The sequence below is a fragment of the Serpentinimonas maccroryi genome, from assembly GCF_000828915.1.
Lineage (GTDB): Bacteria > Pseudomonadota > Gammaproteobacteria > Burkholderiales > Burkholderiaceae_C > Serpentinimonas > Serpentinimonas maccroryi.
This window is the reverse complement of sequence record NZ_AP014569.1, coordinates 575,910-591,764: the sequence shown is the minus strand read 5'-3', so window position 1 is coordinate 591,764 and position 15,855 is coordinate 575,910. Positions and strand designations below refer to the sequence as shown.

Here is a 15,855-nt window from a genome sequence, read left to right as displayed (position 1 = left end):
TGGGTGATAGCGGATAGGAGATTGGAGGCAATGAACAAAATAGTCAAGATACACTTGGCGCACGGGATTCAGGCGGCAACTATCTTGGCATGCGCCGGCCGACAAGCCCGTGCTGCACGGCGACAATGGCGCCACGCTCAAGGCCACCACCGTGCTGGCGATGCTGCACTGGCTGGGTGTCAAGCCTTCGTACTCGCGCCCCCGCGTCAGCGACGACAACGCCTTTGTGGAAAGCTTGTTTCGCACCGCCAAGTACAGGCCGCAGTACCCCGAAGCAGGGTTGTTTGCCGACTTGCAGGCTGCGCGCCAGTGGGCGAGCGATTTCATGCATTGGTACAACCATGAGCACCGCCACAGTGGCATACGCTGGCGTCACGCCGGCGCAGCGCCATGCCGGACCCACGCCCTCTACGCCCAAGACCGCGAAGACAACCCGCTGCGCTGGTCTGGCCCCACGCGCGACTGGTCACTCATCAAAACCGTCACCCTCAACCCTGAACGAACTGAGGTGCAAAACGCTGCCCTGACGCGCACAGCATTATGCATCCCATGGCTGCTTGAGGACGCGACAAGTTGCTTGAAATGTACCGTATGGCTCCCGTTACCAAAATCATCTTTTTGTCTTTCAAGCCTTGGCTTTGCGGATGGTCACGGCCTCAGCCAACAGCGCCTCTAGGCGGTCCATCAATTGGGCACGACCAAACTCTTGCTGGGCGTAATTCCGCCCATTCACCCCCCTCTGCTTTCTCTCGGCCGTTGGCATGGCGGCCAAAGCCAACACTGCTTGAGCCAAGCCAGCGCCATCGCCTGCCTCGCAGGTCAGGCCAGCCTGGGCATCACGGATCACAGCCGCACCCTCCCCATCCAACATACCCAACAAGGGAATCCCGGCCATCAGGTACGACTGCACCTTGCCAGGTATCGTCATGCTGAATACCGGGTCGCGCTTCAACGAGACCAGCAGTGCATCGGCATGGGCGTAAAACGACGGCATACGCTCCACGGGGAAACGACCTGGCAGCAGCACCTGTTTAACCAATCCACGTCGCGCAACCTCGGCTTGCAGCCAGTCGGACTTGCGCCCATCACCCACAATCACCCAGCGAATGCTGGCGTTGTCTTTCAGTCGCTCTGCGGCGTCCAGCACCGCCGGCATGTCTTGCGCTTCGCCAATGTTGCCGGCGAACACCACGGTGAAGCCATCAGTCCATTCAGGCACCTCCGGGGCTGGCTTGACGCTGTCGTCCATGAACACGTCCTCCGCCCAACTGGGGAAGTAACGGATCTTGGCTTTGTCATCGCAATAGCGGGCAATGCTGCCCAGAAAGCCTCTCGACTGCCCCAACACCAAGGTGCAGCGGTTGTAGATGTAGCGCACCAAGTGCCCCACCCAACCCAGCACCCGGGGCGAACGCACCACGCCTATGGCGGCCAGGGTTTCTGGCCACAAGTCCAGCGCCCAGAACATCACCGGCGCATTCTTGATCTTGCCCAACCACACCGCCGGCAGCCCTACTGTCACGGGCGAAGGTTCGAACACAAAAATCACATCGGCTGGTTTGCCCCGCAAGCGCCAGGTTCCAAAAACGCCACCGCCCACCACAAAGCTCAGGTAATTCAACATCAGGCGCAAACCACCGCTATCACGCGGCAGCATGGGCACACGCACCACTTCGGCACCTTCGAATGAGGCGAAATCGCTGGGCTGGTCCCGGTAGGCATCGAACACCTTGCCCGCCGGGTAATTGGGAATGCCGGTGAGCACCGTCACCTGATGGCCACGCTGCACCCACTCTTTCACCAGGTCATTGACGCGAAAATTTTCTGGCCAGAAGTACTGGCTGACAACCAGAATCCGCAAAGCTAGCTCAATACTTTTTCCACACCACGCGGTTCACGTAGTCGGTGTAGCTGTGGATGATCCGCACCACCTTGGCGCTCACGTTGGGCATGCTGTAATCGGCCACCAGGCGCAGGCTGCGGTCGGCGCCTCGCGGTTGTGTGGCCAGAATGGCCAAGCCTTGGTGCACGCGCTCTACCTCTAGGCCCACCATCATCACGGCGGCTTCTTCCATGCCTTCGGGGCGTTCGTGGGCCTCGCGCAGGTTTAGGGCCGGAAAGTTGAGGATAGACGATTCTTCGTTGATGGTGCCGCTGTCAGACAGCACCGCTTTGGCCTGCATTTGCAGGTTCACATAATCGTGAAACCCCAAGGGCTTGAGCAAGCGCACCAACGGGTGAAATTGTGAACCGGTTGCGTCTATCCGCTTCTGCGTGCGGGGGTGGGTCGATACCACCACCGGCAAGCCGTGGTCTTGCGCCAGCGCGTTGAGCACAGCCACCAGCTTGGTGAACGCTTGGTCCGATTCGATGTTCTCTTCGCGGTGCGCGCTCACCACAAAGTACTGCTCGGGCTGCAAACCCAAACGGTGCACGGCATCGGATGCCTTGATCTGCGGCAGATAGTGGTGCAGCACCTCGTACATCGGGCTGCCGGTCTTGATTACTTGGTCGGGTGGCAGGCCCTCGCGCAGCAGGTAGTCGCGGGCAATGGTGCTGTAGGTGAGGTTGATGTCGGCCGTATGGTCCACAATGCGGCGGTTGGTTTCCTCGGGCACGCGCTGGTCAAAGCAGCGGTTGCCCGCTTCCATGTGGAAAATAGGCACTTTGCGCCGTTTGGCCGGAATCACCGACAGGCAGCTGTTGGTGTCGCCCAGCACCAGCATGGCTTCGGGCTGCACCTGCGCCAGAACGCCATCCACAGCCGTGATCAAGTTGCCAATGGTGTTGGCTGCGCCCGTGCTGCCTCGCGCGCTGCTCAAAAAATAATCGGGCTTGCGAACGCCTAGGTCGTCAAAAAATACTTGGTTGAGCTCGTAATCGTAGTTCTGGCCCGTGTGCACCAGCACATGCTCGCAATGCGCATCCAGCGCTGCCAACACGCGCGAGAGGCGGATGATCTCGGGCCGTGTGCCCACTACCGACATGACTTTAAGTTTCTTCACTGCTTATACCTTGCTGGCAACGGTGTCCGGCTTGAGTCGGTCAAAGTTTTCATTGGCCCAGAGCATCACAATCATCTCGTCTTGGCCCACGTTGGTGATGTCGTGCACCCAGCCAGGAATCGTATCCACCACCTGGGGCTTGTCGCCCCGGGTGTGCAGCTCAACCATCTCGCCGCTGATCAGGTGCCGGAACTTAAACAAGGCCTCACCTTTGATGACCAGAAACTTCTCGGTCTTGGTGTGGTGGTAATGCCCGCCACGAGTGATGCCGGGGTGGGCTGTGAAATAGCTAAATTGGCCGCTGTCGGCGGTTTTGAGTACTTCCACAAAAACACCGCGGGGGTCGGCATGCTGGGGCACTTCGTAGGCAAACTTCTCGGGTGGTAAATAGCTCACGTAAGTCGCGTACAGCGCCCGCACAAAGCCCGTGCCCACGCGCTCGGTTTGCAAGCTGGTGCGGCAGTCGTTAAAAGCTCGAATTTGCGCCGCCAAATCGCCCAGTGTGACCCCGTATTCTGGCTGCACCACGCCCTGCGACAAACCCGCCGCCGGGGCTTCTAGTGCAGCCATGAACGCCGCTACCACATCGTCCACATACACCAGCCGCACGCTGGCAGAAGGGTCGTTAACCTGAATGGGTAGGCCCCGCGCCAAGTTGTGGCAAAAGGTGGCCACCACTGAGTTGTAATTGGGTCTGCACCACTTGCCGAACACCCCGGGCAGGCGAAACACCGTGCACGGGTTGCCTGTGGCATCGGCCAGTGCCGCTACTGCCTGCTCGGCTGCCCGTTTGCTGCGGCCATAGGGGTTGTCGCGCTCTGCCTGAGCGGATGATGCCAGCAGCAAAGGCACGCGCACACCGCTGGTGCGCACCTTGTGGGCAATTGCCTCACACAGCGCAACCGTCAGCCCGGTGTTTACCGCTGCAAAAGCGCCTTCATCCAGTGGGCGGTTCTCACCGGCCAGGTGCACCACCGCATCGGCCTGCGCCACCAAAGCGGGCAAGGCTGCTGGCGAGTCGCCGCGTACAAAGGTGCACGCGGCAACACCGGGCAACTCGCCCAGCCGCACCACGAGGTTTTTGCCTATAAATCCATGTGCGCCGGTGACGAGCACGCGGCGTGTTGTCGTGCTCATGCCATCATTCCTCGGGCTCAACCAGATCACCGCGCACAGCGGCCTGCATAAAACGCAGCTTCATCAAGAGCGCCTGCATGCCAGCCACATCCAAGCGCGTGGTGTTGTGCGAGTTGTACTCCACCGCTTCAGATACCTTTACATCGCCCTGCTCTACGTATTTGCCATAGTTCAGGTCGCGCAGGTCGGGCGGCACCCGAAAGTAACCCCCTAGATCTTCAGCCGAGACCATCTCTTCGCGGCTTAGCAACACCTCGTACAGCTTTTCACCGTGGCGGGTGCCAATCACGTTGATGGGGTGGTTGGGCACACCTAGCAGACCCGTAAGCGCCTGCGCCAACACCTCGATGGTGGCTGCCGGTGCCTTTTGCACAAAAATCTCGCCTGGCTGCCCATGCTCAAATGCAAACAGCACCAAGTCCACCGCGTCGTCCAGCGTCATCATGAAGCGCGTCATGGCAGGATCGGTGAGGGTAAGGGCTTGGCCCGCCCGGATCTGGTGGGTGAACAGCGGAATGACTGAGCCGCGCGAACACATCACATTGCCGTAGCGGGTGACATTGATCACGGTGCCGTTGCTGCTGCGCGACTTGGCCACGGCCACCTTTTCCATCATCGCCTTGCTGATGCCCATGGCGTTGATGGGGTACACCGCTTTGTCGGTGCTCAGCACCACCACGCGCTTGACGCCGCAGTTGATGGCGGCCTCTAGCACATTCTCGGTGCCCAGCACATTGGTCTTGACGGCCTCGAGCGGGTGAAACTCGCAAGATGGAACCTGCTTGAGCGCTGCTGCGTGGTAAATGTAGTCCACCCCACGAACAGCATTTAACACCGACTGATAATCGCGCACATCCCCAATGTAGAACTTAAGCTTGGGGTTGTTGTACTTTTTGCGCAAGTCGTCTTGTTTTTTTTCATCGCGGCTCAGGATACGGATTTCGTGTAGGTCCGAATCTATGAAGCGACGCAGGACAGCGTTGCCGAAGGAGCCGGTGCCGCCAGAAATTAAAAGGTTTTTTTTTGAAAACATAATATACTTCTAAAGTTTTAAAAAAAGGTAATTTTTTGGAATGTTTCTAAAAACAAATATCAATGAAACCCAGAATATTGATCCGTTAACTGGATGAAAAAACAAACCACCTGTAAACAGACTAGTCAAGACCATTAATAACAAGATGGAGCTAAATGTCTTAAGGTTTGCACAGTCACTAGCAATCATATAGTACAACGATGCAATTGATGCATAGAAAATAAATCCAAGAATTAAAACCCCAATTGGAAGCCCAAAAACTGCTAAAGTTTCAAATATTAAGTTGTGGGCCATTGGGAAATCAGGATAACCCAATGCACCCGAAGCACCAAAAACACCAACGCCTAACAAGTAAACATAGCTCCCCCAGAAATCAATTAAGATACCAGGAAGATGTATCGCCCTGTCTAAAAGACTTTGGAAGAAATTAACATCACCTACAGTGTGCGCATCTTCAGTAAACACCAAGAAAGCAAACTCAATAGACCTCGTTAAATTCTCAGAAATTAAATGATTTAAAAAAAAGATAGAATTTATAAAAAGCAAACTAAAAAAAACAATAACAAAAATACTCTTGATATTTAAATTATTTTTATAAATAGCCATAACTGCCATTAATCCCAAAAAAAAGCTTGCTAGACCCATTTTTTGAAGTGAGATAATACTAAAATATAAAAATAACAGCACAAAAAGAATCCTAACCGTAGCGCTCTTAAAAAGAAGAAATGAGATTACAATTCCAACACCGGTGAGCGAACCAAAAGCAGTTAGGCTTCCAGCTAATGTCGAAAACCTTCCAAGGCCTGCGCGCTCACTTTCTTCATCAAACCAACTAATTGCTCCAAACTCTTGCTGGTACGTTATTGATAATCCACTTATGATAATAAATATAAGAATAATGACCAGAAACATCTTATACAATGAAAAGCTATTTTTCAAAGAAAAACAAATAATAATAAATGGGAGAATAAAAAACATTCTCAACATTCCAGTAAGAATACTCTCACTTTTACCAGTAAGAAAACTTAACAATCCGGCGTATGCAATCAAAAAACACACACTAAGAAAAAAAATATATATATGTAAACTGATTTTACTTTCCCATAAGATTTTCACCAAGAAAATAAATGATAAAACGTAGAACAAGAAATATAAGTTAGACAAATTTCTTGTTTCATGCAGCAATATAATTATTAGAGCAAAGCAAGCAAATAGTTTGTTTTGAATGTTTATCATTTCTAATAATTATTTATGTTATGCGCATTACTGATTTTATTTATTTGTTTATTTATTGCATGAAGAAACTGCAGATTTATTTAACGGCGATTTTAAGAAATTCTTAGCTTTATCAAGAAAATAACTATTGTTTAGCAGGCCGTTGGAAAAAGTGTTTACCAATGCCGCCGCCCCCAGCCGCATCATTCTTCAGCCGCCGCAGAGCGCATTTTCTGGCTTTTGCAGACCCTTTGGATGCCTGTTTCATTCCAATTCCACCATTTTGGACGAACCTCGGCCTTGAATCACGCATGGTGCGCATCTCACCAGCCACCCATGGAGTCCATGCGCACCAGGGTTGTAGGCCGCAAAGCACATCAGCGCCTGTCCAGTCAGCTTAGCCTGGCTCTTGAGTTTGGTCTTGGCCAGTCCACCCAAGGCCTTGATCCAGCCAAAGGACTCTTCGATGCGCTTGCGCACCATCAGACTGTCGGCGCATGTCAAGATAGTTGTCGCCTGAATCATGCCGCCGCCGCTTGAATATGTGCGCCAGCCAGAGCCGCTTTGATGACCGAGTCACGTTCCGGGTTGAGCGTCACCGCATCGACCGGCGACCAGTTGCGCGTTTGGCCCGACCAGCGCGCCGGGTGCTGCTGCCGGGCTTGCTGGTACAGCTCGTGGCGCGCATCCAGAATGGCGTGGTCTTCACCGTTGTGGCGCTGGGCTGGGCTGACGTACTGGATGCCGCTGTGGCGGTGATCGTGGTTGTACCAATGCACGAACTGCGCCGCCCAGGCCCTGGCCTCATCGAGGCTGGCAAAGCCCTTGGCCGGGAACTCGGGCCGGTACTTGGCGGTGCGAAACAGCGCCTCGGCATAGGCGTTGTCGTCGCTCACCCGCGGCCGCGAGTACGAGGGCTTGACACCCAGCCAGTTGAGCATGGCCAGCACCGTGGTTGCCTTCAGAGTCGATCCATTGTCACCGTGCAATACCGGTTTATCAGTAAGGGCTGCAATGCCCTCGGCCAGTGCGGTGCGGCGCACCAGGTGCACGGCGTGGTTGGCGTCATCGCTCTCGTGCACCTCGGCACCCACGATCTTGCGGCTGTACAGATCCAGAATCAGGTACAGGTGAAACCAGCGCCCCGTCACCACGGCGGGCAAGTAGCTCATGTCCCAGCACCAGACTTGGCCGGGCGCGGTAGCGATGTGGGTGCTCGGTGGGCGCATCGCTCTGGGAGCCTTGGCGCGGCCACGGCGGGTGTTTTGCCCATGCGCCTTGAGCACACGCGCCATGCTGGACTCGCTGCCCAGATAGATCCCCTCATCAGCCAGCATGGGCACGATGCGCGCCGGCGGCACCGAGGCAAAGCGGGTCTGGTTGGCCACTGCCAAGAGCGCTGCGCGCTCCGCCGGGCTCAGGGCATGGCTGGGCACGGGCCGCTGCGCCTGCGGCCTGCCATCGCCGGTTTCGAGCCCCTGCTGGGCCTTCCAGCGCTGCAAGGTGCGAACGTCGATGCCGACGATCTGGCAGGCTGGGCGCAGGCGCGCGCCGTTTTGGTGTGCGGTGTCGATGCCATGGGCCAACGCTTGGCGATCTTCGAGGCCGATCATTCGTCCTCTCCCTTGTGGAAGATCGCCGCGACTTTTTTTGATAACACCAGCAGCGCGGCGGTCTCGGCCAGTGCCCGGTCTTTGCGCAACAGGTCGCGTTCGAGCTCCTTGATGCGCTTGGCCGAGGCCCGCGTGGCCTGCGGGCTGGCGCGTGCCTCCTCGGGGTTGGACAAGGCCGTGGTGCAGCTGCTGCGCCACTGGTCGAGCTCGCTCGGGTACACGCCGTGCTCGCGGCACCACGCGCTCTTGGCCGACTCGTTGAGGGCCGCCGTGGTGATGACGGCTTCGAGCCGACTGCCCGCAGTCCAGCTTGGCACGCGGGCAGGTTTGCTATGCGCCTGCTCGCGCCAGCGCTCTAGGGTTGACACCCCAACGCCGAGTTCTTGCGCGACCACGTGCAGCGCTGCGCTCTCGGGTGCCAGCAAGCGGGCTAGCGCCTTGTCTTTGAATGCTTGTCCGTATCGGGCCATGTTCGTCCTTCTTCGCCGCCCCAGGGTTTTTGGTTCTATCGAGGCGACAACTATTCTGACGTATGGGGCTGTGCTCTGGTAACCCCCATCATGCCGCTTGGCGCGTCCATCGATGGCCGAGTGCCGCTCCTTGGACGCTACATGGGGCGTCGGGCGGCACCGAAGGGTGGCCTTTGCGTGCGCGCATACACGGCCTCGAATTCGGCGCTCATGCTGGCGAGCAGGGCTTCTTCGACCAGCGCACGCATCTTACGCAAGGCAGTGTTGGGCCGATACCCGGTCTTCAAGGCAGATGGTGCTGAACATGGCTCACTGAAAGCTCTGCACACCTCTCATCGAAATATTCTATAAATGCACACCGCAGTGATGCATATAAATAACACATTCAGGGCAGGTGTGGGAAGTTTTTCAACGGCCTGTTAGTCTCGTGCAATGTATTTTTAAATATTATGGCATATTCTTTAATTTCATCATAGTGCTGCTGATGCTTTTCTAACTTATATTTAATTGATTTTTCTTTTTTGATAATTTTATAAAAGTTTAAAATGCACAAGGCTAAAAATATATACAAATCTAAATTAATTAGCCTCCCAAATATCTTGGGCTTAATTTTAAATGATAATCTCCTTAGTTTCAATCGAAAAACTTCAATTATATTTTTTTCACAGCATATAAGGCTGTCGTAAATTTTAATTTTATCGTTGACAAACCTATTATTTTCTACTAAGTAAGTAGATCCAGAGGTTCTGCGATAATATACAAGCACATTGTCAATTAAGTTTAATTGACGATTTGGAAAAAACCTAGCAATTGCGATTTGTATTGGCCAGTCTTCAACAACATCAAAACAAGTTAAAAACTTTCTAACATGGGGATGCAAAATACATTCACTTGCATATATTGAATTTGGCGCATTGCAACTTGAAATATGCTTAAATCGATGAAATAAAGATGAATCCTGATACACTATCTGCGAAGCTGTAGACAAAAGAGTTGTCATCCTATCAACTTTTAGAGTTTCCCCATACAAATGCAAAGTTTGTCCAGTCATAATAGCAAAATCATGCTTATGTTCTGTTAATATAAAAATATTTTCGTATGAGTATACATCATCACCAGCTGTTAACTTAAACCTCTCTGCATTAACTAACGATAACATGTTATTTACGCTTGCGCAAGTACCAATATTTTTAGAGTTAAATTTTGTTTTTATTTCTCTAAATAATTTAGAATTAAATTCTATCCATTTATTGATTAAATCGCAAGTTTTATCTTTAGAGTAGTCATCATTAATTATTAAGTCAACATCAATTTCTGACCCATATGTGATAACAAGATACTTTATGCTTTCAAGGTGCTCAATTATGTAATTTTCATGATTGTAAGCCAGCACCATAAATGCAAATGTTTTTTTCATTTTTTTATTTGCTAGAATTAAGCATTTTCAACCCTTAAATTCTTTAGTTTATTTATTTTGCTAAATTTTCCCGGTTAAGAGAAATAATTTCATTCTTCGATGATTGAAGCATAATTTTAATAACTTCATATGTTTGGTCATTTCTTTGAGCCGGGCTAATTGGTAAACTCAAAACTTGATCTGAAAGAAATTTAGTTATTTGAAGGGCATCAAAATGAATTTTTGCATGTGCGTAAGCTACTTGCAAGTGTGGTGGAATCGGATAATGAATTAGCGTACCTATACCGGCTTCTGTTAAGTAACTTTGCAACTGGTTGCGATTTGAAGATCTGACAACGAAAAGATGCCAAACTGGCTCAGCCCAATCAGGGACAAAGGGCAGGACTAATTCAGTGCCATGGAGATTGCTAAGGTAGGTTAAAGCAATGGCTTTCCGCCTTTCAGTCCATTCGTCTAAATAATTAAGCTTAGTTCTGAGCACTGCGGCTTGAATGGGGTCTAGGCGAGAGTTTATGCCTTGTACTTCATTTACGTATTTAACCCTGCTGCCATAATTTCGCAACACACGGATTTTGTCTGCAAGCTCTGGGCTGTTGGTGGTGATGCCACCAGCATCGCCTAGCGCTCCGAGGTTTTTGCCTGGGTAGAAGCTCCAACAAACCACGTCACCGTGCGCGCCTATGCGCTTGCCCTTGTAACGGGCACCGTGCGCTTGGGCTGCGTCTTCTACCACAAACAGATTGTGTTTGCGAGCCAGTGCAAGTATGGGATCTAGGTCAGCTGGTTGGCCGTAAAGGTGTACGGGAAGCAGAACTTTGGTATTTTTTGTGATGGCTGCTTCGATGCGTGAGCTGTCAAGGTTGAAGGTAGCAGGATCGGGCTCAACAGGTACAGGAGTGGCGCCAACAGCTGAGACCGCTAGCCATGTGGCTATGTAGGTGTTTGATGGAACGATGACTTCGTCCCCTTTTCCTACGCCGAGAGCGCGCAATGCAAGAATGAGTGCGTCCAAGCCGTTTGCAAGACCTACGGCATACTTGGCCTCGCAGTAGTTTGCCCACTCTGCTTCAAAAGCCTCGACTTCTGGCCCCAAGATATACCAACCACTTGACAATACACGTTGAATGGCTGAATCAATTTCGGATTTAAGCTCAAAGTAGCTAGCACCAAGATCAAGAAAGGGAACTTTCATTTAACTTCCAACTGATTAAGTTTGCTGCATTCTGCCAGAAAATCATCATAAGTTCGCAAGTAATCATCTGCTTCATAGTGCCGGGAAGCGAAAACAAGCAAGACAGCATCTGAACTGTAGCGATACTGTGTACCCCATATCATTGCTGGCATGTAAACCCCCATGTCCGGCCTATCCAGCAAAACTTCACAGCGGTGAGAACCATCATCCAAAAGGACACGACACGAACCATGTAGGCAAATTAGAAACTGCTCACACTGCTTGTGAGCATGTTCACCACGCAATTCAACCGAAGGAACATCGTAAACCACAAAATAACGTACAGGGGCGAATGGAACTTCAGATGGAACCTCTCCTACCGTTAATGCTCCGCGAGCATCAACTACGTTCCTCATGAAATAAATTGTACTGCCGCCTACACCAGTCTTTACTTTAGCTGGACGTGAAAGATCGCCAATGCTCAAAAAATCAAGTAGCTTTGGAACGGGTCTGCTGCCTTGTGAAACTTGATTTATATAACCGACTACCCGGGCTGGATTTCCCTCTACAATTGCATTGGCTGGGACGGATCGGAGCACCACTGTTCCGGCACGCACCCATGAACCTTGGCCAATAGTGACATTTTCTGCTATGACGCAAGCAGTGTCTAGTCTGGCACCTGAACGAATAACGACACCAGAATCAGCTAGAACTACTCTTGATCCAAATACAACATTCTTTTCAATTAAAGCTGAATCTGGTATCAAACATTCCGACCATTGACTTTCTGAACGTGTGTTTTTAGTCGTGGTTTTATTCATGGGAACATTTACCTTCCGAAACATATTGCAGATTTATTACTGATTTGGTTCCAAATCAAAAAATTACACCAACACCTTCCTCAAGAAACTGCTTGTACCGCAATCTTGACGCGGCAATGGCATCTAAATTTATCTTGTAAAAATAGTCGGTTTCGTTTTCATCTGCGCGCATCGCTCCAAACCGCTCATGAAACTGACAAACACGCTCATTGGCTTTTCTTACATCAAAATGTGCAGCTTGAAAACCAAGGTGATCAACCGCATATGCGTAGACCATAAGGGCTGATTCCATGGCTGCTTGCCTGGGCCGCTCATTGACTAAAATCCAGGAACCCCAGCAAAAACTTGTGCTTTGCGGATCATAGAGCCGAACCGTACCCACTGGTGCACCTTGGTACTCGATAATAAAGTAGGCTTGGTTACCAGATAATGCATACTGTTTAAGCCAAGCTTGTTGCTTTTGCAGGTCGGGGCTGACTGGGCTAAGGTACTGTGATTTTTGAATGTCGGTACGCAGTTTTAAAATAAATTCTGCGTCCTTAATTCCAGCATCACGAAACACCAGTGTTTTTCCTTGTACTTTTGCCGCCTTGCGAAGCGTCGGGATGGTTGGTTGCCTGCTCATGCGGCAACTCCACCACGCCAACCAACCGCGCGGGGTTGCCTACTGCGATCGCGTAGTCTGGAACCGAACGGGTGACCACTGCCCCAGCTCCAACCATGGCATATCGCCCTATGGTTACGCCCGGCAGCAGCGTTGCCCCCCCCCCCACAGATGCGCCTTTGCTTACGATGGTTTGCGCATAGACACTAGGGTATTGCTTGCTGCGCGGAAATTTATCATTGGTAAATGTCACATTTGGCCCAATAAATACATCATCCTCTAGCTTGATGCCGTCCCAAATTTGCACGCCGGATTTTATGGTAACCCGATCTCCAATAATTACATCGTTTTCGATAAAGCAATGAGAACATATATTGCAATCAGAACCAATTGCTGCTTCAGGTAAGACAACTACATACTGCCAAATTCGAGTTTGGCTGCCAATGTTTTTACTTTCTACACTTGCAGTTGAGTGTATAAATGGCTGCTTCATGTGTGTATCTGCTTGGTTTCAGTGAGTAAAACCCCGCCCTCCACCCGATAAATCGCCTCGCAACTGCGCAGGGTGGAGGTGCGGTGGGCGATCATGATCACGGTGAGGGTGCGGCTTAGGCCCTCGACGGCTTCGAGCACGGCTTCTTCGGTGGCGCTGTCGAGGGCGCTGGTGGCTTCGTCGAACACCAGCACGTCGGCCTGCTTGTACAGGGCGCGGGCGATCGCCAGCCGCTGGCGTTGCCCGCCCGACAGGCGCACGCCGCGCTCGCCTACCAAGGTATCGTAGCCTTGGGGCCAGCCCTCGATGGTGTCTGCAATCTGCGCGCGCTGGGCGGCTAGGCGCACGCGCTCTGGGTCTATTTGGGCTGCGGGTACGCCAAAGGCGATGTTCGCGGCCACGCTGGCATCGGCCAAAAACATGGCTTGGGGCACGTGTGCCACCCGGGCTTGCCAGGCGCGGCGGTTGGCGGCGGTGATAGCGCAGCCGTCGATGCACAGTTGCCCAACGGTTGGGGGCAGCAGGCCCATGAGGATGTCCATGAGCGTGCTTTTGCCGCTGCCGGTGGTGCCCACGATGCCGATGCGCGCCCCTTTGGCGATGCGCATGTTGACCCCGCGCAGCACTTGGGGGCCATTGGCATGGTAGGCAAAGCCTAGGTTGCGCAGCTCGATGGCGTGCTCGAACGGCAGTGCGGGCGGTGCGCTGGCCGCATCGGGCTCGGCGGGCATGGGCTGCTCGACCAGGGTGAGCACTTCGGTGAGGTAGCCGTGGTTGCTGCTGAGGTTGCTCCACGAATAGTAAATGCTTTGTGCCAGCGGCAGCATGCGCTGCGCCGCCAAGGCCAGTGCGCCCAGCACCGGCACCACCTGCCCCAAGCCGCCCGGGCCCTGGGCCATGAGCAAGGCCACACTGGCGATGAGCACCATGCCCAGCGCCTCGATCATGAAGCGTGGGGTAGAGGAATAAACCACGCTGCGCACTTGGGCACGGCGCATGATGAGGTCGGCTTGCTCGAAGCGGGCGCAAAAGGTGGCATGGGTGCAATCGAGCGTGATGTCGCGTATGCCGCCCAGGCCCTCTTGCAGCGCTTGTACGCGCAGGGATGTAGCATGTGCTGCACGCTGACTGTCACGCAGCAGGCGCGCTTGGGTAAGGGCGTAGATTAGGCCGTAAATGCTGCCTAGGCCCAAGATCATGCTGATGGCCACCCAAGGCTGAAAAGCCAGTACAACCAAGCACACCACGAGCACGATGAAGGCTGCTGCAACCCCGTTGGCCGTGGGCAAGAGCACAAAATTGATGACGCGCTCGACCTTGAGCACGATGCCATCGACCACCTCGCTGCTGTTGCGCTGGATGTGTGTGGTGTAGGGCTGGTGCAGGGTGCGGCGGAAGATGCCGGCCACCAAATCGTGCCCTATAGACAAAGCCAGCTTGGTGCTGGCCCACTGCACGCCGATGCGCACCAAGCCGGCCAGCACGGCTGCGCAGCCAAAGAGCACGGTGAGCGGCAGCAGCAGCTCGTGCGGCTGCTGCAAGCCCAGCGCGGCGATGAAGGGCTGCATGAAGGGCAGCACAAACAGGGCTTCGGGGGCGGTGAGCGCAGCCAAAAACGGGATGAGCGCCCCGATGGACACCAGTTCGGCGGCAGAGGCCACCACCGTGAGGCCCAGCAGCGCCACGCTCTGCCCTTTGCGCCGCGCCGACATGCTGCGCCATAGGCGGCGCAACTGCGGCAGCGCAGCCAGCAGCCCGGGCTCGGGGGTGGGGCTGGGCGTGGCGGCGCTGGAGTTGGCGCTGAGGGTAGCGCTGGGATTGGCGGGGGGCATTGAGGGGTGGGCCAGAAAAGCGTTTGGCCACGCTACCGCCGTGCCGTGTCACGTTCGGCGGGCGCGTTTAGGGGGTGTATAGAGCCGGCCCCAGTGCGGCCTAGCGGACTGCTGCACGGGGTAACAGCATTCAAGCTTGAGTATACACACAAGCCATGGGGGAAGTTGCCGCCTTCAAGCTTGACAAACACAACAGAACTGTTAAGATTCGGCCTGTGAACTCAAAACAGATGAAGAAGTGAAATGTTTAACTACCCTGTCACCCTCACACCGGACGACAACGGCTCTGTGCTTGCAACGTTTGTGGACGTGCCCGAGGCGATCACCTTTGGTGCGGATGAGGATGAGGCACTGCTGAACGCGATTGACGCGCTGGAAACCGGCCTCTCCTTCTACGTTGACGCACGCAAGCCCCTGCCTGCTGCCAGCAAACCAGAACAAGGGCAAAAAACTGTCTGCCCTTGCGCACTCGAATGCGCGAAGCTCGGGGTGTATCAGGCCATGACTGAGCAGGGTGTGAAAAAGGCAGAACTCGCCCGCCGCTTGGGGTGGCATATGCCGCAAGTGGATCGGCTGCTTGACCTGCGCCATGCCTCAAGGCTTGAGCAAATTGAAGCCGCCGCGAATGCGCTCGGCAAACACGTGCACGTGCACGTGGCCTGACCCGCAGAAACAAAAAAGGTTATGGGCCGCAGCACATAACCTTTTGATTGCTTTATCTTAATTTTTGGCGGAGCGGACGGGGCTCGAACCCGCGACCCCCGGCGTGACAGGCCGGTATTCTAACCAACTGAACTACCGCTCCGTGCGGTTGGCGACCCTACGGGGATTCGAACCCCGGTACTCACCGTGAAAGGGTGATGTCCTAGGCCTCTAGACGATAGGGTCAAACCTAGAAAACTGTTACCGAAAAAACCAGTTGCAGCCCGCTTTGGTGGAGGTAAGCGGGATCGAACCGCTGACCTCTTGCATGCCATGCAAGCGCTCTCCCAGCTGAGCTATACCCCCTTTTGGAGAGCTGCAACCTTTGCACTCGGTTTAGAG

At 53.5% G+C, this 15,855-nt stretch carries 13 protein-coding genes, 3 tRNA genes and 3 pseudogenes; 2 read left to right on the top strand and 17 right to left on the bottom strand.

Annotated elements, in window-relative coordinates:
- Positions 1–88 precede the first annotated feature (88 nt).
- Positions 89–511 (top strand): annotated as a pseudogene (locus tag SMCB_RS12365) (integrase core domain-containing protein); the annotation flags it as partial.
- Between the two features lie 114 nt (positions 512–625).
- Here SMCB_RS12365 and SMCB_RS02695 read toward each other — a convergent pair.
- From SMCB_RS02695 to SMCB_RS02660, 14 genes and pseudogenes are all read right to left on the bottom strand, one after another.
- Positions 626–1,861, bottom strand: coding sequence for a glycosyltransferase family 4 protein (locus tag SMCB_RS02695; RefSeq protein ID WP_045534885.1), 1,236 nt, complete (start codon positions 1,859–1,861; stop codon positions 626–628).
- 7 nt (positions 1,862–1,868) lie between these two features.
- On the bottom strand, positions 1,869–3,005 hold the full coding sequence (gene wecB, locus SMCB_RS02690) for a non-hydrolyzing UDP-N-acetylglucosamine 2-epimerase (RefSeq protein ID WP_045534883.1): 1,137 nt from the start codon (positions 3,003–3,005) through the stop codon (positions 1,869–1,871).
- A 3-nt stretch (positions 3,006–3,008) separates the two neighbouring features.
- Entirely contained in the window at positions 3,009–4,142 is a 1,134-nt protein-coding gene (gene wbjC, locus SMCB_RS02685; RefSeq protein ID WP_045534881.1) for a UDP-2-acetamido-2,6-beta-L-arabino-hexul-4-ose reductase, read from the bottom strand.
- Between the two features lie 4 nt (positions 4,143–4,146).
- The gene (locus SMCB_RS02680; RefSeq protein WP_045534879.1) at positions 4,147–5,175 is read right to left on the bottom strand and encodes a polysaccharide biosynthesis protein; all 1,029 of its coding nucleotides are present in this window, start codon (positions 5,173–5,175) and stop codon (positions 4,147–4,149) included.
- A 9-nt stretch (positions 5,176–5,184) separates the two neighbouring features.
- A complete protein-coding gene (locus SMCB_RS12650) occupies positions 5,185–6,087 on the bottom strand; it encodes a hypothetical protein (protein ID WP_171820273.1) in 903 nt (300 codons plus the stop codon).
- 626 nt (positions 6,088–6,713) lie between these two features.
- Positions 6,714–6,879, bottom strand: a pseudogene (locus SMCB_RS12645) (transposase); the annotation flags it as partial.
- 32 nt (positions 6,880–6,911) lie between these two features.
- Positions 6,912–8,473, bottom strand: a protein-coding gene (locus tag SMCB_RS02670; protein ID WP_144400244.1) for an IS3 family transposase whose coding sequence is annotated in 2 segments (ribosomal slippage) — positions 6,912–8,035 and positions 8,035–8,473 — 1,563 coding nt in all. Because the reading frame shifts where the segments join, the coding sequence is not laid out codon by codon here.
- 148 nt (positions 8,474–8,621) lie between these two features.
- Positions 8,622–8,779, bottom strand: a pseudogene (locus tag SMCB_RS12640) (transposase); the annotation flags it as partial.
- Between the two features lie 79 nt (positions 8,780–8,858).
- Complete coding sequence (locus SMCB_RS12635; RefSeq protein ID WP_144400242.1) at positions 8,859–9,890, bottom strand: glycosyltransferase family A protein; 1,032 nt, start codon at positions 9,888–9,890, stop codon at positions 8,859–8,861.
- 52 nt (positions 9,891–9,942) lie between these two features.
- A complete protein-coding gene (locus SMCB_RS12360) occupies positions 9,943–11,082 on the bottom strand; it encodes a DegT/DnrJ/EryC1/StrS family aminotransferase (protein ID WP_082027188.1) in 1,140 nt (379 codons plus the stop codon).
- Positions 11,079–11,882, bottom strand: coding sequence for a WxcM-like domain-containing protein (locus SMCB_RS12355; RefSeq protein WP_171820272.1), 804 nt, complete (start codon positions 11,880–11,882; stop codon positions 11,079–11,081). Before SMCB_RS12355 ends, SMCB_RS12360 begins: the two co-directional genes overlap by 4 nt.
- A 55-nt stretch (positions 11,883–11,937) precedes the next feature.
- A complete protein-coding gene (locus SMCB_RS12350; protein WP_082027186.1) occupies positions 11,938–12,507 on the bottom strand; it encodes a GNAT family N-acetyltransferase in 570 nt (189 codons plus the stop codon).
- Positions 12,434–12,979: an acyltransferase gene (locus SMCB_RS13215; protein ID WP_082027185.1), complete on the bottom strand. Its 546-nt coding sequence runs from the start codon at positions 12,977–12,979 to the stop codon at positions 12,434–12,436. Before SMCB_RS13215 ends, SMCB_RS12350 begins: the two co-directional genes overlap by 74 nt.
- Entirely contained in the window at positions 12,976–14,811 is a 1,836-nt protein-coding gene (locus SMCB_RS02660; protein WP_144400240.1) for an ABC transporter ATP-binding protein, read from the bottom strand. Before SMCB_RS02660 ends, SMCB_RS13215 begins: the two co-directional genes overlap by 4 nt.
- A gap of 243 nt (positions 14,812–15,054) precedes the next feature.
- Here SMCB_RS02660 and SMCB_RS02655 point away from each other — a divergent pair, with 243 nt between their 5' ends.
- Positions 15,055–15,474: a type II toxin-antitoxin system HicB family antitoxin gene (locus tag SMCB_RS02655; RefSeq protein ID WP_045534873.1), complete on the top strand. Its 420-nt coding sequence runs from the start codon at positions 15,055–15,057 to the stop codon at positions 15,472–15,474.
- Positions 15,475–15,539: 65 nt separating this feature from the next.
- On the opposite strand, the gene SMCB_RS02650 is transcribed toward SMCB_RS02655, so the two are convergent.
- From SMCB_RS02650 to SMCB_RS02640, 3 genes are all read right to left on the bottom strand, one after another.
- A tRNA-Asp gene (locus SMCB_RS02650) sits at positions 15,540–15,616 on the bottom strand.
- Positions 15,617–15,623: 7 nt separating this feature from the next.
- Positions 15,624–15,699, bottom strand: a tRNA-Glu gene (locus SMCB_RS02645).
- A 44-nt stretch (positions 15,700–15,743) separates the two neighbouring features.
- A tRNA-Ala gene (locus SMCB_RS02640) sits at positions 15,744–15,819 on the bottom strand.
- Between the last annotated feature and the right edge of the window lie 36 nt (positions 15,820–15,855).